The 23,371-nt window shown below is 58.0% G+C and carries 27 protein-coding genes; 15 read left to right on the top strand and 12 right to left on the bottom strand.

Annotated features, from left to right (window positions below):
• The 4 genes from AADJ11_RS12555 (at position 1) to AADJ11_RS12570 (ending at position 4,692) form a co-directional block, all read left to right on the top strand.
• The gene (locus AADJ11_RS12555) at positions 1 to 681 is read left to right on the top strand and encodes a type 1 glutamine amidotransferase (RefSeq protein WP_341234853.1); all 681 of its coding nucleotides are present in this window, start codon (positions 1 to 3) and stop codon (positions 679 to 681) included.
• A complete protein-coding gene (locus AADJ11_RS12560; RefSeq protein ID WP_341234854.1) occupies positions 681 to 2,039 on the top strand; it encodes a glutamine synthetase family protein in 1,359 nt (452 codons plus the stop codon). The genes AADJ11_RS12555 and AADJ11_RS12560 overlap by 1 nt, the downstream gene beginning before the upstream one ends.
• A gap of 74 nt (positions 2,040 to 2,113) precedes the next feature.
• Complete coding sequence (locus AADJ11_RS12565; RefSeq protein WP_341234855.1) at positions 2,114 to 3,418, top strand: FAD-binding oxidoreductase; 1,305 nt, start codon at positions 2,114 to 2,116, stop codon at positions 3,416 to 3,418.
• A 95-nt stretch (positions 3,419 to 3,513) separates the two neighbouring features.
• Complete coding sequence (locus AADJ11_RS12570; RefSeq protein ID WP_341234856.1) at positions 3,514 to 4,692, top strand: aminotransferase class I/II-fold pyridoxal phosphate-dependent enzyme; 1,179 nt, start codon at positions 3,514 to 3,516, stop codon at positions 4,690 to 4,692.
• 138 nt (positions 4,693 to 4,830) lie between these two features.
• On the opposite strand, the gene phaR is transcribed toward AADJ11_RS12570, so the two are convergent.
• The 3 genes from phaR to phaC form a co-directional block, all read right to left on the bottom strand.
• Positions 4,831 to 5,409, bottom strand: coding sequence for a polyhydroxyalkanoate synthesis repressor PhaR (gene phaR, locus AADJ11_RS12575; protein ID WP_341234857.1), 579 nt, complete (start codon positions 5,407 to 5,409; stop codon positions 4,831 to 4,833).
• 140 nt (positions 5,410 to 5,549) lie between these two features.
• Positions 5,550 to 5,993, bottom strand: coding sequence for a phasin, PhaP (locus AADJ11_RS12580; RefSeq protein ID WP_341234858.1), 444 nt, complete (start codon positions 5,991 to 5,993; stop codon positions 5,550 to 5,552).
• 141 nt (positions 5,994 to 6,134) lie between these two features.
• Complete coding sequence (gene phaC, locus AADJ11_RS12585; RefSeq protein WP_341234859.1) at positions 6,135 to 7,940, bottom strand: class I poly(R)-hydroxyalkanoic acid synthase; 1,806 nt, start codon at positions 7,938 to 7,940, stop codon at positions 6,135 to 6,137.
• 106 nt (positions 7,941 to 8,046) lie between these two features.
• On the opposite strand from phaC, the gene phaZ reads away from it, so the two are divergent.
• The gene (gene phaZ, locus AADJ11_RS12590) at positions 8,047 to 9,336 is read left to right on the top strand and encodes a polyhydroxyalkanoate depolymerase (RefSeq protein ID WP_341234860.1); all 1,290 of its coding nucleotides are present in this window, start codon (positions 8,047 to 8,049) and stop codon (positions 9,334 to 9,336) included.
• Complete coding sequence (locus AADJ11_RS12595) at positions 9,336 to 9,920, top strand: DUF6151 family protein (RefSeq protein ID WP_341234861.1); 585 nt, start codon at positions 9,336 to 9,338, stop codon at positions 9,918 to 9,920. The genes phaZ and AADJ11_RS12595 overlap by 1 nt, the downstream gene beginning before the upstream one ends.
• A gap of 27 nt (positions 9,921 to 9,947) precedes the next feature.
• On the opposite strand, the gene AADJ11_RS12600 is transcribed toward AADJ11_RS12595, so the two are convergent.
• From AADJ11_RS12600 to AADJ11_RS12615, 4 genes are all read right to left on the bottom strand, one after another.
• Positions 9,948 to 10,562, bottom strand: coding sequence for a hypothetical protein (locus AADJ11_RS12600; RefSeq protein WP_341235021.1), 615 nt, complete (start codon positions 10,560 to 10,562; stop codon positions 9,948 to 9,950).
• A 10-nt stretch (positions 10,563 to 10,572) separates the two neighbouring features.
• Entirely contained in the window at positions 10,573 to 11,325 is a 753-nt protein-coding gene (locus AADJ11_RS12605) for an alpha/beta hydrolase (RefSeq protein ID WP_341234862.1), read from the bottom strand.
• 2 nt (positions 11,326 to 11,327) lie between these two features.
• On the bottom strand, positions 11,328 to 11,561 hold the full coding sequence (locus tag AADJ11_RS12610; RefSeq protein ID WP_093915341.1) for a hypothetical protein: 234 nt from the start codon (positions 11,559 to 11,561) through the stop codon (positions 11,328 to 11,330).
• Positions 11,562 to 11,622: 61 nt separating this feature from the next.
• Positions 11,623 to 12,903 carry an MFS transporter gene (locus AADJ11_RS12615; protein WP_341235022.1) on the bottom strand — a complete coding sequence of 427 codons (1,281 nt, stop codon included), beginning with the start codon at positions 12,901 to 12,903 and terminating at the stop codon, positions 11,623 to 11,625.
• A 180-nt stretch (positions 12,904 to 13,083) separates the two neighbouring features.
• Between AADJ11_RS12615 and thrS the strand changes: the two genes are divergently transcribed.
• The 5 genes from thrS (at position 13,084) to AADJ11_RS12640 (ending at position 17,774) form a co-directional block, all read left to right on the top strand.
• A complete protein-coding gene (thrS, locus tag AADJ11_RS12620) occupies positions 13,084 to 15,030 on the top strand; it encodes a threonine--tRNA ligase (protein WP_341234863.1) in 1,947 nt (648 codons plus the stop codon).
• A 231-nt stretch (positions 15,031 to 15,261) separates the two neighbouring features.
• Positions 15,262 to 15,564: a DUF2282 domain-containing protein gene (locus tag AADJ11_RS12625; protein ID WP_341234864.1), complete on the top strand. Its 303-nt coding sequence runs from the start codon at positions 15,262 to 15,264 to the stop codon at positions 15,562 to 15,564.
• 71 nt (positions 15,565 to 15,635) lie between these two features.
• Complete coding sequence (locus tag AADJ11_RS12630) at positions 15,636 to 16,484, top strand: DUF692 domain-containing protein (RefSeq protein WP_341234865.1); 849 nt, start codon at positions 15,636 to 15,638, stop codon at positions 16,482 to 16,484.
• Positions 16,481 to 17,248 carry a DNA-binding domain-containing protein gene (locus AADJ11_RS12635; RefSeq protein WP_341234866.1) on the top strand — a complete coding sequence of 256 codons (768 nt, stop codon included), beginning with the start codon at positions 16,481 to 16,483 and terminating at the stop codon, positions 17,246 to 17,248. Before AADJ11_RS12630 ends, AADJ11_RS12635 begins: the two co-directional genes overlap by 4 nt.
• Entirely contained in the window at positions 17,232 to 17,774 is a 543-nt protein-coding gene (locus AADJ11_RS12640) for a DoxX family membrane protein (protein WP_341234867.1), read from the top strand. Before AADJ11_RS12635 ends, AADJ11_RS12640 begins: the two co-directional genes overlap by 17 nt.
• Here the strand turns inward: AADJ11_RS12640 and AADJ11_RS12645 are convergent.
• Positions 17,771 to 18,085, bottom strand: coding sequence for an ArsC/Spx/MgsR family protein (locus tag AADJ11_RS12645; RefSeq protein WP_341234868.1), 315 nt, complete (start codon positions 18,083 to 18,085; stop codon positions 17,771 to 17,773). The two genes, AADJ11_RS12640 and AADJ11_RS12645, sit on opposite strands and share 4 nt — an antisense overlap.
• Before the next feature lie 164 nt (positions 18,086 to 18,249).
• Here AADJ11_RS12645 and AADJ11_RS12650 point away from each other — a divergent pair, with 164 nt between their 5' ends.
• Complete coding sequence (locus tag AADJ11_RS12650) at positions 18,250 to 18,456, top strand: cold-shock protein (RefSeq protein ID WP_341234869.1); 207 nt, start codon at positions 18,250 to 18,252, stop codon at positions 18,454 to 18,456.
• Positions 18,457 to 18,510: 54 nt separating this feature from the next.
• On the opposite strand, the gene AADJ11_RS12655 is transcribed toward AADJ11_RS12650, so the two are convergent.
• The 3 genes from AADJ11_RS12655 to AADJ11_RS12665 form a co-directional block, all read right to left on the bottom strand.
• Positions 18,511 to 18,783, bottom strand: coding sequence for a hypothetical protein (locus AADJ11_RS12655; RefSeq protein ID WP_341234870.1), 273 nt, complete (start codon positions 18,781 to 18,783; stop codon positions 18,511 to 18,513).
• Positions 18,784 to 18,979: 196 nt separating this feature from the next.
• The gene (locus tag AADJ11_RS12660; protein WP_341234871.1) at positions 18,980 to 19,459 is read right to left on the bottom strand and encodes a dihydrofolate reductase; all 480 of its coding nucleotides are present in this window, start codon (positions 19,457 to 19,459) and stop codon (positions 18,980 to 18,982) included.
• 2 nt (positions 19,460 to 19,461) lie between these two features.
• Positions 19,462 to 20,295 carry a thymidylate synthase gene (locus AADJ11_RS12665; protein ID WP_341234872.1) on the bottom strand — a complete coding sequence of 278 codons (834 nt, stop codon included), beginning with the start codon at positions 20,293 to 20,295 and terminating at the stop codon, positions 19,462 to 19,464.
• Positions 20,296 to 20,611: 316 nt separating this feature from the next.
• On the opposite strand from AADJ11_RS12665, the gene AADJ11_RS12670 reads away from it, so the two are divergent.
• Genes AADJ11_RS12670 through AADJ11_RS12680 form a run of 3 tightly spaced genes read left to right on the top strand, consistent with a single transcriptional unit; the run spans position 20,612 to position 22,457 of the window.
• Positions 20,612 to 21,046: a VOC family protein gene (locus AADJ11_RS12670; protein ID WP_341234873.1), complete on the top strand. Its 435-nt coding sequence runs from the start codon at positions 20,612 to 20,614 to the stop codon at positions 21,044 to 21,046.
• Between the two features lie 5 nt (positions 21,047 to 21,051).
• The gene (locus tag AADJ11_RS12675) at positions 21,052 to 21,765 is read left to right on the top strand and encodes a DUF1194 domain-containing protein (protein WP_341234874.1); all 714 of its coding nucleotides are present in this window, start codon (positions 21,052 to 21,054) and stop codon (positions 21,763 to 21,765) included.
• Entirely contained in the window at positions 21,762 to 22,457 is a 696-nt protein-coding gene (locus tag AADJ11_RS12680) for a DUF1194 domain-containing protein (RefSeq protein ID WP_341234875.1), read from the top strand. The genes AADJ11_RS12675 and AADJ11_RS12680 overlap by 4 nt, the downstream gene beginning before the upstream one ends.
• Here the strand turns inward: AADJ11_RS12680 and AADJ11_RS12685 are convergent.
• Positions 22,454 to 23,281, bottom strand: a complete 828-nt coding sequence (locus AADJ11_RS12685; RefSeq protein WP_341234876.1) for a PhzF family phenazine biosynthesis protein — start codon at positions 23,279 to 23,281, stop codon at positions 22,454 to 22,456. The two genes, AADJ11_RS12680 and AADJ11_RS12685, sit on opposite strands and share 4 nt — an antisense overlap.
• Between the last annotated feature and the right edge of the window lie 90 nt (positions 23,282 to 23,371).

Raw genomic sequence — 23,371 nt, forward strand, 5'->3', positions numbered from 1 at the left:
ATGAAAATCGGCATCCTTCAAACCGGCCACTCGCCCGACAATATGAAAGACCAGTTGGGCGACTACGGCGAGATGTTTACCAAACTGCTGGGCGGGCATGATTTCGACTTTCAAATCTGGTCGGTTGTGGATGGTGAATTTCCCGCGTCAGCCGCGGATGCCGACGCGTGGCTTATCACAGGGTCCAAGTTCGGCGCCTATGAGGATCACGACTGGATCCCGCAGCTGGAGCAGTTGATTTTGGCCATTCGCGAGACCGGACGCCCCATGGTCGGCATCTGCTTTGGCCACCAGATCATCGCCCAAGCGCTTGGCGGTAAGGTCGAAAAATTCGGCGGCGGCTGGTCTGTCGGCCCCACGGATTACACCGTTAACGGAAAACCGATGGCGCTGAATGCGTGGCATCAGGATCAGGTCACAGCCCTGCCCAAAGGGGCCAAGGTTGTCGGATCATCAGATTTTTGCGCAAATGCTGCGCTGCTCTATGATGATCAAATCTGGACGATCCAACCCCACCCGGAATTCAACGCCGATTTCATCGATGGTTTGATCCGCACCCGCGGCAAGGGCGTCGTGCCCGATGAACAACTCGCAGCGGCCGCAAAGCGGCTGGATACCCCTACAAATAACGCTGATATTGCAGATTTTATCGCCGATTTCCTCAAGAAAGAGAGACCCTGATGTCCGACTGGATTGACGACCTGCCTGAAGCCGCCCGAGATTATCTGGCGGGCAAACGACTGGATGAAGTCGAATGCATCATCCCCGATCTGCCCGGCATCGCCCGTGGCAAAGCGGTGCCAGCCAAGAAATTCTCGCGTCAGGAATACTTCCACCTGCCCGACAGCATCTTTTACCAAACCATCACTGGTGAATGGGGCGAAGCGGCGGGGGCCGACGGGTTCATCGAAAAAGACATGATTTTGCGGCCCGATATGTCGACGGCGACCGCCGCACCTTGGACTGCGGATTGGACCCTTCAAGTGATCCACGACGCCTATGACCGCGATGGCGAACCGGTGCAATATTCCCCGCGCAACGTCCTCAAACGCGTGGTTGAACTCTACCGCCAACAAGGTTGGGAACCGGTTGTCGCCCCGGAAATGGAATTCTTTCTGGTCGCGCGCAATCTGGACCCTGCCCATGCCATCAAACCGATGATGGGCCGGTCGGGCCGCCCCGCCGCCGCGCGTCAGGCCTATTCCATGACCGCCGTGGATGAATTTGGCCCGGTGATCGACGACATCTATGACTTTGCCGAGGCCCAGGGTTTCGAGATTGACGGCATCACCCAAGAAGGCGGTGCGGGCCAGCTTGAGATCAACCTGATCCACGGTGATCCGGTGCGGCTGGCGGATGAAGTGTTCTATTTCAAACGTCTGATCCGCGAAGCCGCCCTGCGCCACGATTGCTATGCCACCTTTATGGCCAAACCGATCGAAGACGAACCCGGCAGCGCCATGCATATGCATCATTCGGTGCTTGATATTGAAACCGGCAAGAACATCTTTTCCGACGCGGACGGCGGCGAAACCGAGGCGTTTTTCCACTTTATCGCCGGTATGCAAAACCACATGCCCGATGCGCTGGCCGTACTGGCCCCGTATGTGAACAGCTATCGCCGCTACGTCAAAGACCACGCGGCACCAATCAACCTTGAATGGGGCCGCGACAACCGCACCACGGGCATTCGCGTGCCCTTGTCCAAACCTTCGTCGCGCCGGGTTGAAAACCGTCTGGCCGGAATGGACTGCAACCCGTATCTGGGCATCGCCGCATCACTGGCCTGCGGCTATCTGGGCCTGATGGAAAAGAAACAGCCAAAGCCCGAGTTCAAAGGCGACGCCTATGAAGGCGACGGGGACATCCCGCAGGTTCTGGGCTCCGCGTTGGACTTGTTCGAAGAGGCCATCGGAATGCACGAAGTTCTGGGCCCCGATTTCGCCCGTGTTTATGCCATCGTGAAACGTGCCGAATATGACGAGTTCCTGCAGGTTATTTCGCCTTGGGAACGAGAGCATTTGTTAATGAACGTTTGATCCCGTCGCCGATCGCGGATGCCTTCGGCGAGGATTTAAAACCATTTGGAAGCGGGGACAGGAGCCCCTTTGCGATGAACCTGCTTTATGCAAATGACAAAAAAGGCGCTTATCCGGACAGCTGGCATGCCGCAACAGCAACACCGATGGAGCGGTTTCCCACCCTTCAAGGCGCTATAAAGACCGATGTCTGCGTGGTCGGGGGCGGCTATACGGGCCTGTCGGCTGCACTGCATCTGGCCCAAGCCGGCCGCGATGTGGTTTTGCTCGAGGCGCAGCGCGTCGGGTTCGGGGCGTCTGGTCGAAACGGCGGGCAATTGGGCGGCGGCCAGCGGGTCGAACAGGATGCGTTGGAAAAGATGCTGGGGGCCGATCACGCGCGCAAGCTTTGGGATTTGGGCGAAGATGCAAAGGCGTTGGTCAAAAGCCTGATTGCCGAGCATGATATTGACTGCCACCTGAAGCCGGGCGTCGCCTGGACAGCGTCCACTGCCAGCGACCTGCGCCATTTGCACGACTATGCGGGCCATCTGCAAAGCCGCTATGGCTATGACCAGATCGAGGTATTGGACCACGAGGCCCTGCAATCGGTCTGCCCCTCGCCCGATTACAAGGGCGGTATTCTGGACATGGGGGCCGCGCATCTGCATCCGCTTAACCTTGCACTGGGTCTGGCGCGGGCCGCGCAAAAAGCTGGGGTTCGGATCTACGAAGGCTCTGCCGTGCACCATATCCAAGAAGGCGCAAAGGTAGTAGTGCAAACCGATGGCGGGCGCGTCACAGCGGGGCATACTGTGCTGGCCTGTAACGGCTATTTGGGCGGGCTGAACCGCAAGGTGGCTGCCCGGGTGATGCCCATAAACAACTTTATCATCGCCACCGAACCCTTGGGCGACCGTATCCGCGATGTGCTGCCGCGCGATGTGGCGGTGGCCGACAGCCGGTTCGTCGTAAACTACTTTCGGCTTAGCCACGATGGGCGGCTTTTGTTTGGCGGCGGCGAAAGCTATGGCTACAAATTCCCGCGCGACATTGCCGCCAAGGTCCGCGCGCCCATGTCCGTGGTGTTTCCCCAGCTCAAAGACGTGGCGATAGACTACGCTTGGGGCGGCACCCTTGCCATCACCATGAAACGCCTGCCCTATCTGGCCCGTGTCTCGTCCAACATCCTTTCGGCATCAGGCTATTCCGGCCACGGCGTCGGTACTGCAACACACGCGGGGCAACTGATGGCGCGGGCCATAATGGGCGACAGCGACGGGTTTGACGTGATGCGCACCATCCCCACCAATCCCTTTCCCGGCGGGGCCGCAATGCGCACACCCCTGCTGACCCTCGCGATGAGCTGGTACAGCCTGCGCGACAAACTCGGGCTGTAGTCATAAATATTTAACACTGCGCTGACCTGAATTAGCTTGGCGATGGCACGCCCTTGTTTTACTATTCTGAAAACAAACATTCAGGATTTTGAAATATGTCCCTGCCAGATATGAACCGCGCCGAGGCCATCCCTGACGCCGCCCGCGCCGAGATTGAGCGGCTTTTGCAATCCGGCGATCTGTTTCGCTATACCGCTGCCTCCGACGCCCCGGTTTCCCTGCTCGAGGCTGAATTCGCCCAAATAATGGGCAGCAAATATGCCCTCGCCGTGTCCTCCTGTTCGGCCGCGCTTTTCCTGTCGTTGATGGCGCTGGACCTGCCAAAAAACGCACGCGTTATGATCCCTGGGTTTACCTTTGCCGCGGTGCCGTCTTCGGTGATCCATGCCAACTGCCAGCCGATACTATGCGAGGTCGGGGATAATTACCGCATCGACCTCAATGACTTCGAGGTCAAGTTGCCCACAGTCGATGCAGTGATCATCAGCCATATGCGCGGCCACACCTCGGACATGGATGCCATTATGGGCTTGTGTGACGCGGCCAACATTCCTGTGATCGAAGACGCAGCGCATTCATTAGGCACGCTGTGGTACGGCCAGAAAATCGGCACGATCGGCAAAATCGGGTGTTTCTCCTTCCAATCTTACAAAATGATCAACGCCGGCGAGGGCGGTATCATGATCACCGATGATGCCGACTTGATTGCCCGCGCGATCATTATGTCCGGCGCTTACGAGCATAACTGGAAAAAACACCCCAGCATCGCCGACGCCTGTGCACGCTGGCAAAACCAACTGCCGCTCTACAACTTGCGCTTGGGCAACCTATCCGCCGCCATCGTGCGCCCGCAATTGGCCGAACTGCCACGCCGCGTTGCCGACGGGCGGCGCAACCACGACTATGTTGCGGCCAAACTGAACGCCTCCCCCCATATTTCTGTGCCTGCACCGCTGGCCCCGGAAACCCGCGCCCCGGATTCCATCCAGTTCAACATGGTCGGGCTAGACGATGCTGTAATCCGTGCTTTCGCAGCCGCCAGCGCCGCCGCAGGGGTCAAGGTTCAGGTCTTTGGCCAAAGCACCGACAACGCCCGGGCCTTCTGGAACTGGCAATTTATCGAAAACCTGCCGGATCTGCCGCAAACCCGCAAAATGCTGATGACCGCCTGCGATGTGCGTCTGCCCGTCCACCTCAAGCCCAGCGATCTTGACGCGGTAATCAACGTCCTGCTGGGCGCGGTTCAAACGGCAGCAGGTTCCAGGGCCGCTTAACCCAGCCCTTTCATTTTGCCAAATAAACTCCCGCCGGAGGCATCCAACAGATACGAAAAAGCCCACCCCATTGCTGGGGTGGGCTCAGGCCTGATCTGGATCAAATAATAAAAATCGCACGTCCGTGCGGCCACTGGATCACTTCAGCTTGGACAGCTTATCCTGCAATTCGGCCAATTGCTGTTTGATCGCATCCAGACTCTCGTCTTGGTTTTTGTCGGACGTGTCAGACTTCGCCGGTGCTTCGGCCTCCGGCTTGGTCATGCCCGGCCATGCGGCTGGGATATTTCCAGTCATGGCTTTCATGAATGCTTCTTGCTGGGCCTGCATCACATCAAACCCGGGCATTTTGGACATAGGGTTGATCGTGTTCATATTTTCCAGCACCCGCGACTGGCCATCGCGCAGCATATCAAAAGATGCTTTCAAAAACTGCGGCACCACGCTTGCACCCGGTGACATATAGCTGCGCACAAGGTCGTTCAGCACATCAACGGGCAAAACTGATTCACCACGGCTTTCGTGATCTGCGATGATCTGCAGCAGATATTGGCGGGTCAGATCATCACCGGATTTCAAATCCAGAATCTGAACTTCGCGCCCATCCCGGATAAACCCCGAGATATCCTCAAGCGTGACGTAATCGCTTGTTTCCGTATTATAAAGCCGCCGGCTGGCGTAACGCTTGATAAGCAGAGGCTTGTCTGTGTCGGCCACGGTGGATCCTTCCCAAATTGCGTGCTGCATTGCAGCTTAGGGTAGCGTGTTTCAAAAAGAAAGGGTCTCGCAACAAAGAAAGGGCAGACTTTTTCAAGCCCGCCCCATCACTCATGAAAGTTGATTTGCCTTGCGGCGAATTACTTTGCTGTCGCTTTTTTCGTGGCTTTTGTTGCTTCAGCTGTTGCCTTTTGAACGGCGGCTGTTGCTTCTTCGGACATGTCTTTGCCCGCGGCCATCATCAGTTCAACTGTGTCCATTTGAACGGATTTTGCGATTTCGGCGAATGCGGCCATGTGCTCGGCTGCGACTTCGGCAGAGGCAGATGTGAAATCTGTCATTGCTTTTGCATAGTCAGCAGGCTCGGACTTGGCTTTGGACATTTCTGCCAGCTTGGACAGTGTTTCTTTTTGCCATTTGCTGGAAATCTCGGCGGATTTCTCGGCAGCTGTCAGCGCAACGCCGGACAGTTTTTCATTCAGAGTGGCTGTTGTTTTGAACGCATCGTTCAGCGCAGTTGTATCAACTGGGAATGCGCCCATAACGTCTTTCATCATTGCGGCGATATCAGGTGTCTTTGTCATAGTCTCTTCCTCTTTCAGTTGAGAGCGGCAACAGCCTACTCGTTCTGGTATAGGAGATATCTACATGCTGCAGCGCGGCATTTCAAGTATATTCTGCACTGCAGCATGTGAAAGTTGACCTAGGGTAAAAGCGTAATCAGATCAGCCTCTTGCTTTGCGTGTCACATAGGTTCCGGGGGCATCGCACAAAATTTCACGACCGTCCGCGCCCGGCACACGTGCCTCAATCAGCCCGCCCGAGTGATTCTCGAGCCACTTGCCCCAGCGGGGCCACCACGACCCTTTGTGGAACTTGGCCCCCGCCAGCCAGTCTTTGTAATCGAGTGCCGTATCGGCGTTGGTATAGTGGCCGTATTTACCTTTGCTGGGCGGGTTCACGATGCCTGCGATATGGCCCGACTGGGTCATAATGAATGTTTTGTCCTTACTGCCCATCTGCTGGATGCCGCGATAGCTGTCTTTCCACGGCGCGATGTGATCGGTCTCGCAGCCGATGGCGATCAACGGCACCTCGATATCGCCCAGCTCTAGGTGGTGGCCCATCAGATCAAACCCGCCCTCGGCCAGTTTGTTCTGCTGGCACAGCCCGCGCAGGTATTCCATCGCCATACGTTCCGGCAGATTCGCCCCGTCCCCGTTCCAATACAGCAGGTCAAACGCAGGCGGCGTATCGCCCAGCATATAGCTTTTGATCGCGGGGCCATACACCAGATCGTTCGACCGCAAGAACGAAAACGTCCGCGCCATGATGGACGACGGCAAGATGCCCTTGTCCTTGGTCTCCGCCTCGATCCCGTCGATGAAATCATCCGTCAGGAAGGGCTGGAATTCCCCTTGATCGGAAAAATCCGTTAGCGCGGTAAAGAACGTGGCGGATCGCACCGATGGGTCGCCGCGCTGTTTGAGCAAGGACAGTGTCAGCGACAGTGTCGTGCCCGCAATGCAATAGCCCACGGCGTTGACCTGATCCTGACCGGTGATGTTTTTGACCTCTTCAATGGCCGCGACAAAACCGTCCTCGATATAGTAGCCCATGCCAACGTCGCGATAGCTGTTATCGGGGTTGATCCAGGACACCATGAACAACGTGTGCCCCTGATCGACGATCCATTTCACCAGACTGTTCTGTTCCTTCAGGTCCAGAATGTAGAATTTGTTGATCCACGGCGGAAAGATCACGATCGGTGTTTCATGCACTTTTTCGGTGGTGGGGCTGTATTGGATCAGCTCGAACATGCGGTTGCGGAACACCACCTTGCCCGGTGACGTGGCAATGTTGCGGCCTAGCTCGAACGCGCTTTCATCGGCCAGACGCACGATCATCTCGCCGTTATTGGCCTCAAGGTCGGCAATCAGGTTTTCCAGCCCCTTGATCAGGCTTTCGCCTTCGGTCGCGACCGCACGTTCCAGCGCATCGGGGTTGGTTGCCAGAAAATTCGTCGGGCTCATCAGATCAACGATCTGACGGCTGAAATATTCCAGCCGCTGCTTTTCGCGCGGTTCAAGGTCGGACACATCTGCAATCGCTTGGTGCAGCGTTTCGGCGTTGATCAGATACTGCTGTTTCACATAGTTGAAATAGGGGTGGCTTTCCCACAGCGGGTTGGCAAAGCGTCTGTCCTTGGGCGTGGTATCGGCTGGCGCTTCCAGCTTGCCCTTGGCCAATGCCTTTTGCGCCTCGACAAAATGCGCCACCGATTTGGTCCAGAATGACACCTGCTGTTCGATCAGCTTGGCGGGGTTTTGAACCGCCTCGTTCCAATAGGATTGCGCAGCCTTGGCGAATAACTCTTGATTCGGTCCGTCCAGGGCGGCTTGGTGCCCCTCCCGGTTCACCATAATCTGTGACAATCGTGCGCCCAACGCTTCGACTTTGTTCATATTCTCTGTCATCCGCGCCAGCGCGGCTGCATCAGGTTCCAAGGGCTCATTCGTTTTTGTTGTCATCTTAACGGTTCCTCCCTATGTTTGCACTTGCAGCATCGCGCCGTCCTATCTGGGAGGGGACCGGCGGAGCGCCCAAGCACAAGGGCCAACCAACAGGAGACCCCTCATGAAGTATATGGCATCTTATGATTTAATGGAAACAATGCGTAACACCAATCAGTGGCTTGGTGCGACAGCGCAGGCGTTTGCGTCATATCCTGTATTTTCCGCCTTCCCCAATCCCGCGATGGATTGGATGGCCGCCTGGGGCGAGGTGACCGAACGCAGCTTTGCGCGGATGGTCGCCAAACCCGATTGGAACCTGCCCGCCGTCGTTGGCGAAGACGAGGCAGACCACCAAGTAGACATCGAGAAAGAAATCGAAGGCGCGTTTGGCGATCTTTTGCATTTCGTGGTCCAGAACCGTCCAGTGCCAAAGCGCAAGGTTCTGTTGGTCGCCCCCATGTCAGGCCACTATGCCACATTGCTGCGGTCGACCGTGATCAGCCTGATCCCCGACACCGATTTGTACATCACCGATTGGCACAATGCCCGCGAAATTCCCGTCAGCGCGGGTAAGTTCGACGTCGAAGATTACACCCTGCATCTGGTCGAATATATGCGCCATCTTGGCCCGGACGTGCATGTTATTGCCGTCTGCCAACCCGCGCCGCTGGCCCTTGCCGCCACCGCCTATCTGGCCGAGGAAGAGCCAAGCGCGCAGCCCAGTTCCCTGACCCTGATCGGCGGCCCGATTGACCCCGACGCCGCCCCGACCGAGGTCACTGATTTCGGCGACCGCGTGCATATGGGACAGCTTCAGGAAATGTCGATCCAGCAGGTCGGCTTTAAATACCCCGGCGTTGGCCGCAAGGTATATCCGGGGCTGCTGCAGCTGAATTCGTTCATCTCGATGAACAGCGAAACCCACGCAAAAGCATTTCAGGATCAGATCATGCGCGTCGTCCAAGGCGAGGCTGGCGATCACGACAAACACAACAAGTTCTATGACGAATATCTGGCCGTCATGGACATGCCTGCCGAATTCTACCTCTCCACGGTCGAGCGGATCTTTAAAAACAACGAAATCGGCAAGAACAACTTTACCGTTGCAGGTAAAAAGGTCGACATCGGCAAGATCACAACCGTTGCCGTCAAAACCGTTGAAGGCACCAAGGACGACATTTCGGCCCCCGGCCAATGCGTTGCGGCGCTTGATCTGTGTACCGGTCTGCCCGACAGCAAAAAGGCCAGCCACCTAGAAGACGGCGCAGGGCATTACGGTATCTTTGCCGGCAAAAGCTGGCGCAATAATATCCGCCCGCTGGTGCTGCAATTCATTGATGCAAACCCACGCGAAGCCGAAAAGCCAAAGGCGAAAACCAAGAAACCCGCCAACGATAACGCGGCTGCCTGATGTTCAAAAAGCCTAAAGATGTCGCCTTTCGATGCAGCTGTGGCACCGTCACCGGCACGCTGCTAGGCGCATCCCCGGCCGTCGGCACGCATCTTGAATGTTTCTGCAAAGATTGCCGCGCGGCCGAGGTTTTTTCGGGCCAACCCGACACCCCGTCTGTGGCGTTATTCCAGACCACGCCCGACCGGATCAAATTTGACCAAGGGTTCGACAAAGTGGCGGTCTTTTCCTTTGGCGAAAAGAACATATTGCGGTGGCATGCAAAATGTTGCGGTTCCGTGATCGGCAACACATTGCGCAATCCCAAGATCGCGTTTTCCAGCATCCGCACCACGATCCTGACAGACACCGATGCCATTGGCCGCGTCGCAACCAAGGCGAATTTGCACACGCCCGGCGACAAGGCCCAGCACAAGGGCATGGGCCGTTTCGTTTGGGGCGTCCTAAGCCGCGGACTGGCGGCACGGATCACAGGCCGTTGGAAAGACACACCCTTTTTCGACACCGACAGCCTAAAGCCCGTGCGCGATGTTTATGTGGTGCCCAAGGACAAGCGCAACCAAATCAACGCGCAGCTTAGCTAGGCCCACAGGTGCGTTCTGCGCCAATCGTTATGGATAGGAAATGCCGCGCAAGGGCGGGAAATCGGCATATCGCGCACGGCGTTGTACTGTGCCCTCGACCGGTGTTTCCCCCGTGCGCAGCAACATGCCCCTAGGCGCGATGTAGCTTGAGATGGTGCGCAACGGCGTGGGCCGCCAGACCAGATTGAACGCCGCCAGCTTGGGAAAAAACCACATCTCGGAATAGGGCAAATGGTCGTGCACCCACCACGCCAGATCACGCCAATCGCGGCCCTGATCATATTGATCGGCAAACCACGGGATCACAATCGACGCCCCTGCAATGGCCGCATCCCCGGCATCCCGATCCCAGATGTGGCATTCGATGGGGTTATCGCTGGACGCGCAGTTCAGCTTGTTGGCGTTGCCATAGTCATTCAACGCCCGCGACCGATAGCCCGACCGCACAGCGACACGGCCGAATGTCTCCTCTAGCGGGTCCAGCAGCGCCGTGCAAAACGCCCGCCCGTTTTCAATCGCCAGATCGGGGTTGTCGGGAATGTTCGGAATGCCGTGAAAGCCCGTAATCTCGGAATACAGAAAATCGCGCATATAGAAATGTTTCGACAGACGCACCCGCCCGACGGTTTCAAGGCTCCACATGCTGGCGGGTTTACGCATCCGCGGCCTTGTCCAACACCTCTTGCAACGCCGTTTGCATCAACCCCAAACAGCGATCGTTGGAAAAACGGTGATCGGCGTCTTTGACCAGTTGCAACTGCATATCCGGCCCCGTGGCGTGTTCCAGCAGTTTCACCGCTGTTGCGACGCTCACCGCTGTATCCGCCGTGCCTTGCAAAAACCGCACCGGAAACGGCAGGTCCAACGCCGACCGCAACACCAACTGCTTGCGCCCGTCTTCGATCATCCGCTTTGTGATGATGTAAGGCTCCATATAATCCGATGGCAATTCAACGCGGCCCTCGGTCTCCAACTGCTGCTTTTGCGCGTCGGTAAAGCTGGCCCAATATCCGTCTTCGGTAAAATCCGGCGCTGCCGCGATGGTGACCAGCCCAGCAATCCGCTCAGGCATCGCGCGGCACAGCAGCAGCGATTGCCACCCGCCCATGGACGACCCGACCGGTACGACCTTGCCGTTGGTCAACGCAGTCACGGCGGCCAGCGTATCCTGCGCCCAATCGCCAATGCAGCCGTCGGTGAAATCACCCGAGGATTCACCATGCCCCGAGTAATCAAACCGCAAGAACGCACGGCCCTCGCGACGGGCCCATTCCTCAAGAAACACCGCCTTGGTGCCTTGCATGTCGGATTTCAGCCCGCCCAGAAACACAACGCATGGCCCACGGCCCGCTGTCAGATGATAGGCCAGCGTCCGGCCTTGTGGCGTTGTGAGGGTTTGCGCCATGGTCATCCGCCCAAATACGTGCCCTTGGCGGGGCGATAGAAAATCTTTTGATTGTGCAGACGCCCCAGCAGATCGTCGATCTTGCGCAGCGAATCTACGGTTTTATCGGCGGGCAGCATCTCTTGGGTGCCGTTATAGACGTCCGCTGATAGATCACGCTTGGTGATGTGCAGGGCTGCCTCGATCAGGTCGATATCGCTGACTGTCAGCTCGAAGTTGCGGTTGTGTTTGGACATCTCGCCATCCTTTTGAATGCATGGACCATGCCCCATGTCATAAAACCATGCGCGCCGACGTTCAATCTAATGCTTCGACCTCGCTTAGGCCAAAGGCCACAACCGCCGCGCCCACCGCCATAAGCGCAAACAGAACCAGCGTTGCATTTGGCCCGAACAGCGCCGCACCGCCCCCGGCGAACCCAGCGATCAACAGCAGCACCCCGATCACCGTGTTGGAAACCGCGGCATAGGCCGACCGCTGATCTTTGGGGGACATATCAACCAGATAGGTCGACCGCCCCTGCCGCACCCCGTGATACGCGATCATCAGGATGAACAGCACCAGCGGCATCGCCCAGATTTGCGTGGCCAACCCCAACAAGCTAAGCGCCACGGCCCCCAGCATCGCACAGGCCCCGACGATCCCGGTCAGCATCAACACCTTGCGGCTGGACCGATCCGACAAGCGCCCCCAGACATACGAGCTTAGGAAAGACGCCAGCGCCGACGCCAACACCAACGCGCCCAATTGGCCAAGGGCTGATTGCTCCTCTCCCCCCGCAAGCACCACGAAATAGGGTGGGGCTAGGGCAGTCGAGGCCAGCAAACCCCGTACCAAAATAAAGCGGCGCAGGTTTGCGTCTTGTTTCAAGATACTGAAATCGGCCCCTTCCGCCTTGGACGGGTCGCTTTTCATTTCCTTCAATGTGGAAAACAGCAACGCAGCCGCACCCCACAGGCAGGCGGCCAATGCAATCGCGGCGATAACAATCCCCGCGCTTTCGAACAGGCCCGACATCAGCAACAGAGCCAGAATAACCACGCCCACGGATGACACCGACCCTGCCAACCCCGTGATCGACCCGCGCCGCGATTTGCCGACGGTTTTGCCCAAGATATCTTTATAAGATACCGAACACGCCGCGCGACACAGCGCCAGCCCGCCAAGGGCCGCACAAATGGCAAACCCGGCGGCGGCCCCTTCAAGCGTGAGCGCCGCCAGCACGATCAACGCGGCGAATACGCCCTGCCCCGCGCTGCCAACCACCCACGCCCATTTGCGCCGCTGCATCGCCTGCACCCAAGACGCCAGCAACATCTGCGGCAGCAACGCGCCACTTTCGCGGATCGGCACCAGTGCACCGGCAAAAACGGCAGGCGCGCCAAGCGAGGTCAGCAGCCATGACAACATCAGCTTGGGATCAATCAACCCATCCGCCACCTTGGTCATCGACAGGCTGGCAACATGGCGCAGGGCGTTTGGTGCTTCGGCCTTTTGCGCGCCCTCGGTCAGATCGTCGGCGTCGTCTTCGGCCCCTGACAGTTTCTCAAAAGCCTTGCGCGTCCATCCGTCCTGCATCCTGTCGTTTCCCATCGTGCTGATTTTTTGCGGCGTCATCATACCGCAACGCACAAACACCCAAAGAGGTTTCGAAAAACGCCGCAGTTATTGACAAGACGGCCCCACGCCGCCATCTAGCGCAGGCACATAACCCGCAACCGGGCGTCTCGTAGGCGCCAAACCGACGAGGAGGCCCAAATGGCCCAGATCACTCTCACCCTTCCCGATGGCAATGCACGGCAGTACGACGCAGGTATTACTGCGGGCGACGTGGCCAGCGACATCTCAAAGTCCCTTGGCAAAAAGGCGATCAGTGCCACCGTGAACGGTGCGCATTTCGATCTGGCCTGGCCGATTGACGCCGACGCCGACATCGCGATTCACACCATGGCTGACGAAGATCAGGCCAATGAATTGGTCCGTCACGACCTTGCCCACATCATGGCCCGCGCCGTTCAGGAAATCTGGCCCGACACCAAGGTCACCATCGGCCCGGTGATCAAAGACGGCTGGTATTACGATTTTGACCGCGCCGAGCCCTTCACCCCCGAAGACCTTGGCGCGATCGAAAAGAAGATGAAGGAAATCATCAACAAGCGTGATCCCGTCCGGACCGAGGTCTGGGACCGTCCCCGCGCGATCAAGCATTACGAGGATCTGAACGAGCCCTATAAGGTCGAGCTGATCGAAAGCATTCCCGGCGATGAACCCCTGCGCATGTATTGGCATGGCGACTGGCAAGATCTGTGTCGCGGCCCGCACCTGCAACACACCGGACAAGTCCCCGGCGACGCGTTCAAACTGATGTCCATCGCCGGTGCCTATTGGCGCGGTGACAGCGACCGTGCCATGCTGCAACGCATCTATGGCGTCGCCTTCACCGGCAAGGAAAAGCTGCGTGCCCATCTTAACATGCTCGAAGAGGCCGCCAAACGTGACCACCGCAAGCTGGGCCGCGAGATGGACCTGTTCCACATGCAAGAAGAAGCCCCCGGTCAGGTGTTCTGGCATCCCAACGGCTGGCTGATCTACACCCAGCTGCAGGACTACATGCGCCGCAAACAACGCGCTGGCGGCTATGTAGAGGTGAACACCCCGCAGGTCGTTGACCGCAAACTGTGGGAAGCATCCGGCCACTGGGAAAAGTATCAAGACCACATGTTCATCGTAGAAGTTGACGAGGAACACGCCCGCGAGAAATCCGTTAACGCGCTGAAGCCGATGAACTGCCCCTGCCACGTGCAGATCTTTAACCAAGGCATGAAATCCTACCGCGACCTGCCGTTGCGCATGGCCGAGTTCGGCTCGTGTAACCGGTATGAACCGTCCGGCGCGCTGCACGGCATTATGCGCGTACGCGGCTTTACCCAAGACGACGGCCACATCTTCTGCCGCGAGGACCAGATCGAGGAAGAAACCCTGATCTACATCGAATTCCTGTCCGCCATCTACAAGGACCTCGGCTTCGAGAACTTTAAGGTCAAATTCTCGGATCGCCCCGAAACCCGCGCCGGATCGGACGAGGTATGGGACAAAGCCGAAGCGGCGCTGCTCTCCGCGACCCGCAAAGCCGGGATCGAGCCCGAGATTAACCCCGGCGAAGGTGCGTTTTACGGCCCCAAACTGGAATTCGTGCTGACCGATGCGATTGGCCGCGACTGGCAATGTGGCACCCATCAGGTGGATTTTGTGCTGCCCGAACGGCTCGACGCGACCTTTGTCGGGTCGGATGGCGCGAAACACCGCCCCGTCATGCTGCACCGCGCGACCTTGGGATCGTTTGAACGTTTCATCGGCATCCTGATCGAAGAACACGCAGGCAAACTGCCGTTCTGGCTGGCCCCGCGTCAGGTCGTTGTGGCCTCCATCACCTCAGAGGCGGATGATTACGTGCGCGAGGTCATCGAGACCCTGACCGCCGCCGGCGTCCGCGCCGAGGCGGACATTCGCAACGAAAAGATCAACTATAAGGTCCGTGAACATTCGGTCGGCAAGGTGCCTGTCATCCTTGCCGTGGGTGCTCGCGAGGTCGAAGAAAAAACCGTATCGGTGCGCCGTCTTGGGGAAAAACAGACCTCTGTCCAAACCCTTTCCGACGTCGCAGCAGCCCTCAAGGTCGAGGCAACACCCCCCGATCTGCGCTAAATCTTTCTGTAACAAACCCATCCGGGCGGCAAAACAAACCCGCCCGGATGTGACAGTTTGTTTCAACGAAAAACCCGTTTTCCGGGCTTTTTCGCCAAATATTACAAAAAAACAGCGGTTTTCCTGACGTTGATGTGAGACACTTTGACGTGAATAGATTTGTCACATCAACATGGGCTTAACTAGGATACGAATAAAAATTACCAACCAGACCATCAGGAGGAACATACAATGTCCAACACAATAAAAACATTCGCCGTCGCCGGTGCCGTTGCTGCCGCCATGGCCGCGCACAGCACGCCTGCCGACGCCGCCGCCAAGGAAAAATGCTATGGCGTGGCGCTGGCCGGTGCCAATGATTGCGCCGCAGGTCCGGGTACCACATGCGCTGGTTCATCCGTGACCGATTACCAAGGCAACTCTTGGAAACTGGTTGACGCAGGCACATGCGAATCCATGGAACTGCCCGAAATGGCAGACGGTTCCGCGCGCAAAGGCTCGCTTGAGCCACTTGATCGCGACCTGCCCGCATAAATCAAAAATCGCGCAAGCGGTGGCAACCGCCGCTTGCGCATTTTCATCTGAACCCCGAAAGGGAGCGCGTCATGCTGGACAGTCAACGCCGCTTTGACCGACTGCCCGCCAGTCCGGGGGTTGGCTATAAGCCCCAACATTTCAGTGATATACAAGCCGATCCCGGCCCTGTTGAATGGGTCGAGATTCACGCCGAAAACTACATGGGTGATGGCGGCCGCCCGCTTGCCCAGCTTCGTGCGCTATCGCAGCGTTTTGGCCTGTCCGTTCATGGCGTGGGCCTTAGCATCGGCGGTGAAACCCCGCTGGACCGCGACCACCTTAACCGGCTGAAAAAGCTATGTGATTGGGCGCAACCGGCCAGCTTTTCCGAACATCTTGCGTGGTCTACCCACGGGGCCGAGTTCCTGAACGATCTGCTGCCCCTGCCCTATACCGACGCGACATTGAACCGCGTCGCCAGCCACATCAGCCAGGTCCAAGACACACTTGGCCGTCAGATGCTGCTTGAAAACCCGTCCAGCTATCTCGCCTTTGCTGAATCCACCCTGTCCGAGACTGATTTTCTGGCCGAACTGGTGTGCATAACCGGCTGCGGGTTGCTGCTCGACGTCAATAACGTCTTTATCTCAGCCACCAATCTGGGCCTGTCTGCCCAGCAATATATCGATGCCTACCCGCTGGCCCATGTCGGCGAAATCCACGTCGGCGGCCATGACGAAGACACCGATGATGCCGGTGCGCCCCTGTTGATCGACAGCCATGGCAAACCCGTGGTTGATCCCGTCTGGGCCTTGCTGGAATACACCCTTGCGCGGACCGGCCCCAAACCGGTTTTGGTCGAATGGGACAATGATGTGCCCGACTGGCCCACCCTGCGGGCCGAGGCGCAGCGCGCCGCCCTTGCGCTGGCCGCATGACACGCCAATCGGATTTTCGCGCCGGTCTGCTTGACCCCTCTGCCGCCGTGCCGGATGGGCTGGAAGGGGCGGATGGCACCGCCGCGGGCAAGCGTTACGACGTCTATCGCAACAACGTCACCCATTCGCTGATCGCAGCACTGCAAACGGCCTTTCCCTTGGTCCGCAAAATTCTGGGCGGCCAAAGTTTCGACAGTCTTGCCCCGCTTTATGTCCGTGCGCATCCGCCGACCTCGCCCTTGATGATGCATTACGGCGGCATGTTTCCGGACTTCATTAAGCAACTGCCGCAGCTGGATAAGTTCGGCTATCTGCCAGATTGCGCGCGGTTGGATCTGGCGATGCGCGCCTCCTACCACGCGGCGGATGCACCCGCCTTTGATCTGGGCGCATTCCAGCAATTGCCGCAGGAGGCGATGATGGCGCAGACCTTCACGATCGCCCCCGCAACACGGATCTTAACCTCTTCTTGGCCCCTGTTTGATATCTGGCGTTTCAACATGGTCAAAGACGCCCCCAAACCCGCGATGCAGCCCCAAGACGTGATGATCACACGGCCCGATTTCGACCCCGAACCCAAGCTGCTGCCGCCCGGTGCCGCCGATTGGCTGGGGCATCTGGATCGGGGCAAAACCCTAAGCGAGGCCACGGACGCAACGAGTGCTGCAACACCCGAATTTGATCTGGCCGCCGCATTAACCATCGCTTTTACAAGTAGCGCCTTTTGCGCAAATGAAGGGCCCGCAGATGCAACAACTTCTTAACGTCTATGGCAGCACCGCAATGGCATTATCACGCCAAGACTGGCTGCTGGGCACCCTTGCCCGGCTGGTGTTTGCGGCCGTCCTGGCCGTCTATTTCCTGAACTCCGGCGTGACCAAATTGGGGGACGGCGTGATCGGCGTGCTGAACCCAAGCGCCAGTGCCTATATCCAGATTTTTCCCAAAGCTTTCGCCAATGTCGGCTATGACAGTTCAGCGCTTGGGCTGTATCACCACGCGGTCGTCATCGCGGGGATTGCTGCTGAATTTCTGTTGCCGGTGCTGATCTTGCTGGGGCTTTTCACGCGGTTGGCCGCTTTGGGCATGATCGGTTTTGTCGTGCTTCAGTCCGCGACCGACATCTTTGGCCACGGCCAGTATGATGCCTTGGGCCGCTGGTTCGATCACATCCCCGATGCCGCCATTCTGGATCAACGCGCGCTGTGGCTGCTGTTGCTGGTCACGCTATTGGTCAAAGGTGCGGGGCCGCTGTCCCTTGATAAACTGCTGCTGATGCTGCGCCGCTAAACGCCAAGCGCGCTCTGCACCTCTTTGGTCCAGCCCAGATGCAAACTGCCCGCGTCATCGATCAACGGGCGTTTCATCAACGCAGGATGCTGCGCGATCAACACCAGCGGACCGTGATCCCGCTCGCCCGCGTCCAGCCCCCGCCAAGTGGTCGACCGTGTGTTCATCAATGCCGGTCCAAACTGCGCAAACGCTCGCTGCATCACGTCATCCGGAACGCCATCTGCCCGCACATCAACCAGTTGCGCGTCTGGCAACGCTTTGACAGCCTTGCGGCAGGTATCGCAGTTTTTCAGCCCGTAAATGATCATATCGTGTCGTTTCCTTAAGATTTTCACCCGTGCAGCACCACTGGACCGGGAATTTCCTTGATTTTTGCCCAAACCAGACGATGTTTTGTGTAGCCCGACGATTAACGTGGTCGGGTCTAATTACTACGGCACTACGTACTACTCAACAGGAGGCACCGAAGGACATGCCAACAGGAACCGTTAAATGGTTTAACACGACCAAAGGGTATGGATTTATCGCACCAGAGGATGGCGGCAGCGATGTGTTTGTACACATTTCCGCCGTTGAAGGATCGGGTTTGACCGGTCTTGCCGACAATCAAAAAGTTTCATTTGAATTGGCGGAAGGGCGCGATGGACGTCAGATGGCAACGAACCTAAGCCTTTTGTAGAGGCGTTTCCCGACGCGCCAGCATCGGGCTTTTAGACAGGTCGGGCTGCGGGAACTAGCTGCAGCCTTTTTCGCCCGGGATGCAAGAATACCGATCCCAACGGCGTTTCTTTTGTACCGGATGCGCCATGACCTGCTGATAGGTCATGGACTGGTTTGGCGTGCCGCAACTGATGACGCCCTGAAAGGTGACCGGCTGCAATCCGGCGGGGCAATAGTTCGCGCTGGACGGATAGGGGTAAATCTTGACCTCGGCAGAGAGTTGAGCAGGCAGGCAAAGCGCGCCCATCATACCGAGCCCGGCGATCATCGCTGTTGAAACACGCATTCTACCCTCTCCTTTGGTCCGCTGTTGGTTAATTTTGACCAGTGGATGCGATCAAGTCTACTCTTTTCTCGCCACAATAAGGCATTGCCCAACCCCAAGGTTACCCATGGGTGACCTTAAGGCATTGTTATTGTTTATTTATTTTCCCTTACCCCACCGTGCCAACGTACGGGGTTGCCACCTCACGCGCCCTTTTTCACCTCGCCCGCAGATACTCGCGCACGGTGCATCTTGGCCCCGCTTCGCGCAGCACGCGGTCATTGACGACGCGCCAATCCTCGGCCGCGAAGGTCGGGAAAAACGTATCGGCATCCGCAATCTCGACATCGACTTCGGAGATCAGCAACCTGTCGGCTATCTTTAGCATCTCTTGGTAAATGCCAGCACCGCCAATGCCATAGACGCGATCATACCCCTGTGCCGACGCCATTTTGATCGCCTCGGCCACCGACGGCACAACAATCTCGGCCGCATCAGGGCGCGAAGACACAACAATGTTCAAACGCTTGGGCAGCGGTTTGACCGGCAGACTATCCCACGTGTTGCGTCCCATGATCAGCGCGCCACCAAGGGTTTCGCGTTGAAAGGATTTGAGGTCTTCGGGAACATGCCACGGGATTGTGCCGTCGCGCCCGATGGCACCGTTCACTGCTTTGCCAACGATCAAAGTAATCATGATCAGACCGCCACGGGTGCGCGGATCAGCGGATCAGGGTCATAGCCGTCGATCTCAAAATCCTCGTATTTAAAGTCAAAAATCGACGTCACATCGCGCTTAATCCGCACCGTCGGCAGCGGCTTTGGCGTGCGCGACAATTGCAGTTCCACCTGCTCCATATGGTTAGAATAGATATGCGCGTCGCCCAGCGTGTGCACAAAATCGCCCGGCGTATAGCCGGTCACATGCGCCAACATAACCTGAAGCAACGCGTAGGACGCAATGTTGAAAGGCACGCCCAAAAACATGTCGGCCGAACGTTGGTAAAGCTGCAAATGCAGCTTGTTATTGGCGATCCGGACCTGCCACATCGTATGACAGGGCGGCAGCGCCATCAGCGGCACATCGGCGGGGTTCCATGCGGTAACGATCAAACGGCGGCTGTCGGGTGTTGTTTTAATCATCTCAACCAGTTGCGCGATTTGGTCGATGCTGCCGCGGGTGAAAAGCGGCGTGCCGTCTTGGGTCTGGTCCGTGGCTTTCAGTGTTGGAAAATTACGCCATTGATAGCCGTAAACCGGGCCAAGATCACCATTTTCGTCGGCCCATTCATCCCAGATCGAAACACCGTTATCCTTAAGGTATTTAACGTTGGTATCGCCGGATAGAAACCACAGCAGCTCGTGAATGATTGATCTTAGGTGCAGTTTTTTCGTGGTGACCAACGGAAACCCATCGGCAAGGGGATAGCGCGATTGCATGCCGAAATAGGACCGCGTTCCGGTGCCTGTACGGTCGGCCGACTCGTCGCCCTGTTCCAAAATCATTTTCAACGCATCATGGTATTGCTGCATCGTTACCCCGCCTTTTTACATTGCCGCACTGCTGTTTACCGCCCAAGCTATAGCGCAATTCATGCGGCGACCGCCATATGTAGTGTTGATCTTGGGCCGGCCTTTGTGGGAAAGATGCGCCGAAGCCACGCAAAACCGGGCGTTTGTGCATCCAATATGATGGTAGTTTTTGACACGCGCGGCTTTGCGCCTAAATTCACTGCTAAGGCGAGCCAGACATATTAACCGCCCCCGTTTTGAGACCGGAAATCCAGGACTGCGACATGGGGCACGATCCCATTCGCGCTCCACAAAAAGACCAGAAAGAAGGACACCCATGCCGATCAAATATCTTCACACGATGGTGCGCGTTAAGGATTTGGAAAAATCCATGGCTTTTTATGAACTGCTTGGCCTGCAAGAGCGCCGCCGCATGGATCACGAAGGCGGGCGGTTTACGCTGGTCTATCTTTGCGCGCCCGGTCAGGACGATGGTCATGCGGACCTTGAACTGACCTATAACTGGGACGGCGATGATGCGCTGCCCGATGACAGCCGCCATTTCGGGCATCTCGCCTATACGGTCGAGAATATTTATGACACCTGCAAAATGCTGCAGGACAACGGCATCGTGATCAATCGCCCGCCGCGTGACGGGCGCATGGCGTTTATCCGGTCGCCCGACAATATCTCGGTCGAGCTGCTGCAAGAAGGCGACGCGCTGGAACCGGCGGAGCCCTGGACCAGCATGGAAAACACCGGCCACTGGTAAGGCCGATGCGGGCCGGGCTTGCATCCCTGATAGCAGCGTTGCTGCTATTGCCCGTCGCTGTTTCGGCGGCGGGGTGCAGGCTGGCCTTGGTCTTGGCCATGGATGTGTCCAGCTCTGTCGATGCGGCAGAGGACCGTTTGCAGCGCGGCGGGATGGCATCGGCACTGGTGTCAGACGCCGTGGCGCAGGCGTTTTTTGCCAGCGATTTGCCCGTGGCGCTGGCGGTTTACGAATGGTCGGGGCGCTATAATCAACAGCTGATTTTGGATTGGACGCTGGTTGACACGCAGGCCGATTTGTTGCGCGCCGCCGAAACCGTGGCCCGCAGCACACGCAGCCATAATGATTTCCCCACGGCGATGGGATACGGGCTGGGCTATGGTGCGGGCCTGTTGGAACGCGCGCCCAGCTGTTTGTACAAGACGCTGGATATGGCGGGCGATGGTCAGAATAACGAAGGGTTCGGGCCGCAGCATGCCTATGGCGCGTTTCCCTTTGACGGGGTCACGGTGAACGGGTTGGTGGTGAATGCCGCCGATTACGAGGCCGAAGTCGGGCTGATCGCCTTTTACCGCGCCGAGGTTTTGCACGGCCCCGGTGCGTTTTTGGTCGTGGCCAACGGGTTCAAGGATTACGAGCGCGCCCTGCGGATCAAGCTGGAACGCGAGCTGACGCCCCCTGCGATTGGCATGCTGTCCGCGCCGCTGGGTGCGGGATGATACGCGCGCTGGCCTGCGTTGTGGCGCTTGGGCTTGGCGGGGCGGCGGATTCGGCCTGTCGTCAGGCGCTGGCGCTTGGGCTGGATGTGTCAGGGTCCGTCGATGCGCGGGAATACCGGCTGCAGATCAACGGCTTGGCCGCCGCATTGGACAATATAGCGGTGCGCGATGCGCTGTTGTCGTCGCCCGGCGCGCCGGTGTCGGTCATGGTTTATGAATGGAGCGGCCCATCCGATCAGGCGGTGATCGCTCCCTGGGCTGTGATCGAGGACGCGCCAACCTTGGACGGATTTATCGAGACGTTGTTGCAAACCACGCGGCGCGACGTGTCGCCGGGCACGGCCTTGGGCACGGCGATCACCTTAGGCGCGCAATATCTGGATCAACAGCCCGACTGCTGGAAACGTACCTTGGATATCTCGGGCGACGGGATGTCGAACCTTGGCCCGCGTCCCCGCGATGTGAAAGACGCGATTGGCGCGCGGGGGATCACGGTGAATGCGCTGGTGATCGCGGCAACGCCCCGGCCAGAAATCGACGCGCTGGCATCGTATTTCAGGGCCGAGGTGATCACGGGGCCGGGTGCCTTTGTCGAAACGGCTTTGGGTTTTGACGATTACGAGGCCGCGATGACCCGCAAATTGCTGCGCGAGCTTGAGGTGCTAGCGGTGTCGGAACTGGTGGCTGATTAAATCTGACGCACTTCGCCCGACACGCGGATGGATGCGCCTTTTTCATCGGGGATTTCTGCGGTGATGATGGATTTCGCGCCCATATCTTCGCCCTGAATAATGGTGATTTTGCCACCGTGGGGCCATGAGATATCGCGCAGATACCCGGAAAACGCGGCAGCGGCGGCACCGGTTGCGGGGTCTTCCAGAACGCCGCCGGAGGCAAACGCATTGCGCGCGTGGAAAAGCTGATCGTTTTCGACCCAGACCAACATGATTGTGACAAGGCCATGTTCGCGCATCAAATCGCGGCCAGCGGCCAGATCATAGGACATCGCGGCCAGCGTATCACGGCTGTTCAGCGCAAGGATAAGATGCGTGGCCCCTGCCCCTGCAAAGCTGGGCGGTAAGCGGGGGTCAAGATCGTCGGGGCCAAGCCCCAGCAGGGCAAGTGCGGCTGCGGTTAGGTCTGGGGCGGCGGGATTGCTGTGCGTGGCAGGGGATTGCAGCGCAGCGCGCATCTGGCCGTTTTCGCTGTGCCCTTCGACGGTGATGGTCGCATCGTTCAGGACCAGCGTGTAGACGCCATTGCCATGCTGGGCAGCAAGTGCTGCGCCCAAGGCCACGGTGGCATGGCCGCAAAAGGGGACCTCGCTTTCGGGGGCGAAATACCGCACGCGCCAGGCATCATCTTGCGGACTGGCAAAGGCGGTTTCGGAATAGCCAAGATCGGCGGCAATCTGGCGCATCTCTTGGTCCGAGGGATGCTGCGGCGCGATCACCACACCGGCAGGGTTGCCCCCTTTGTTGTCGGTGGAAAAGGAGGCGAGACGAAGCGGTTGCATGATATGATCCCCAAAATGAATTACGGGATCATGTTGCCGTTAATGCGTCGGGCAGGTCCAGACCTATAGCCCGAAACGGCCATGACGATT

This window comes from uncultured Sulfitobacter sp., from assembly GCF_964021855.1.
In the GTDB taxonomy this organism is placed as follows: domain Bacteria; phylum Pseudomonadota; class Alphaproteobacteria; order Rhodobacterales; family Rhodobacteraceae; genus Sulfitobacter.

What these genes read in the sequence shown, in the direction of transcription:
- AADJ11_RS12600 (WP_341235021.1), bottom strand. Translation starts at nt 10,562, where the DNA reads ATGTGGAGCCTTGAAACCGTCGGGCGGGTGCGTCTGTCGAAACATTTC.
- AADJ11_RS12635 (WP_341234866.1), top strand. Translation starts at nt 16,481, where the DNA reads ATGACACGCCAATCGGATTTTCGCGCCGGTCTGCTTGACCCCTCTGCC.
- AADJ11_RS12595 (WP_341234861.1), top strand. Translation starts at nt 9,336, where the DNA reads ATGTTCAAAAAGCCTAAAGATGTCGCCTTTCGATGCAGCTGTGGCACC.
- AADJ11_RS12680 (WP_341234875.1), top strand. Translation starts at nt 21,762, where the DNA reads ATGATACGCGCGCTGGCCTGCGTTGTGGCGCTTGGGCTTGGCGGGGCG.
- phaC (WP_341234859.1), bottom strand. Translation starts at nt 7,940, where the DNA reads ATGACAACAAAAACGAATGAGCCCTTGGAACCTGATGCAGCCGCGCTG.
- AADJ11_RS12580 (WP_341234858.1), bottom strand. Translation starts at nt 5,993, where the DNA reads ATGACAAAGACACCTGATATCGCCGCAATGATGAAAGACGTTATGGGC.
- AADJ11_RS12640 (WP_341234867.1), top strand. Translation starts at nt 17,232, where the DNA reads ATGCAACAACTTCTTAACGTCTATGGCAGCACCGCAATGGCATTATCA.
- AADJ11_RS12565 (WP_341234855.1), top strand. Translation starts at nt 2,114, where the DNA reads ATGAACCTGCTTTATGCAAATGACAAAAAAGGCGCTTATCCGGACAGC.
- AADJ11_RS12670 (WP_341234873.1), top strand. Translation starts at nt 20,612, where the DNA reads ATGCCGATCAAATATCTTCACACGATGGTGCGCGTTAAGGATTTGGAA.
- AADJ11_RS12570 (WP_341234856.1), top strand. Translation starts at nt 3,514, where the DNA reads ATGTCCCTGCCAGATATGAACCGCGCCGAGGCCATCCCTGACGCCGCC.
- thrS (WP_341234863.1), top strand. Translation starts at nt 13,084, where the DNA reads ATGGCCCAGATCACTCTCACCCTTCCCGATGGCAATGCACGGCAGTAC.
- AADJ11_RS12615 (WP_341235022.1), bottom strand. Translation starts at nt 12,903, where the DNA reads ATGCAGGACGGATGGACGCGCAAGGCTTTTGAGAAACTGTCAGGGGCC.
- AADJ11_RS12665 (WP_341234872.1), bottom strand. Translation starts at nt 20,295, where the DNA reads ATGCAGCAATACCATGATGCGTTGAAAATGATTTTGGAACAGGGCGAC.
- AADJ11_RS12560 (WP_341234854.1), top strand. Translation starts at nt 681, where the DNA reads ATGTCCGACTGGATTGACGACCTGCCTGAAGCCGCCCGAGATTATCTG.
- AADJ11_RS12655 (WP_341234870.1), bottom strand. Translation starts at nt 18,783, where the DNA reads ATGCGTGTTTCAACAGCGATGATCGCCGGGCTCGGTATGATGGGCGCG.
- AADJ11_RS12610 (WP_093915341.1), bottom strand. Translation starts at nt 11,561, where the DNA reads ATGTCCAAACACAACCGCAACTTCGAGCTGACAGTCAGCGATATCGAC.
- AADJ11_RS12650 (WP_341234869.1), top strand. Translation starts at nt 18,250, where the DNA reads ATGCCAACAGGAACCGTTAAATGGTTTAACACGACCAAAGGGTATGGA.
- phaZ (WP_341234860.1), top strand. Translation starts at nt 8,047, where the DNA reads ATGAAGTATATGGCATCTTATGATTTAATGGAAACAATGCGTAACACC.
- AADJ11_RS12625 (WP_341234864.1), top strand. Translation starts at nt 15,262, where the DNA reads ATGTCCAACACAATAAAAACATTCGCCGTCGCCGGTGCCGTTGCTGCC.
- AADJ11_RS12555 (WP_341234853.1), top strand. Translation starts at nt 1, where the DNA reads ATGAAAATCGGCATCCTTCAAACCGGCCACTCGCCCGACAATATGAAA.
- AADJ11_RS12685 (WP_341234876.1), bottom strand. Translation starts at nt 23,281, where the DNA reads ATGCAACCGCTTCGTCTCGCCTCCTTTTCCACCGACAACAAAGGGGGC.
- AADJ11_RS12660 (WP_341234871.1), bottom strand. Translation starts at nt 19,459, where the DNA reads ATGATTACTTTGATCGTTGGCAAAGCAGTGAACGGTGCCATCGGGCGC.
- AADJ11_RS12675 (WP_341234874.1), top strand. Translation starts at nt 21,052, where the DNA reads ATGCGGGCCGGGCTTGCATCCCTGATAGCAGCGTTGCTGCTATTGCCC.
- AADJ11_RS12605 (WP_341234862.1), bottom strand. Translation starts at nt 11,325, where the DNA reads ATGGCGCAAACCCTCACAACGCCACAAGGCCGGACGCTGGCCTATCAT.
- AADJ11_RS12645 (WP_341234868.1), bottom strand. Translation starts at nt 18,085, where the DNA reads ATGATCATTTACGGGCTGAAAAACTGCGATACCTGCCGCAAGGCTGTC.
- AADJ11_RS12630 (WP_341234865.1), top strand. Translation starts at nt 15,636, where the DNA reads ATGCTGGACAGTCAACGCCGCTTTGACCGACTGCCCGCCAGTCCGGGG.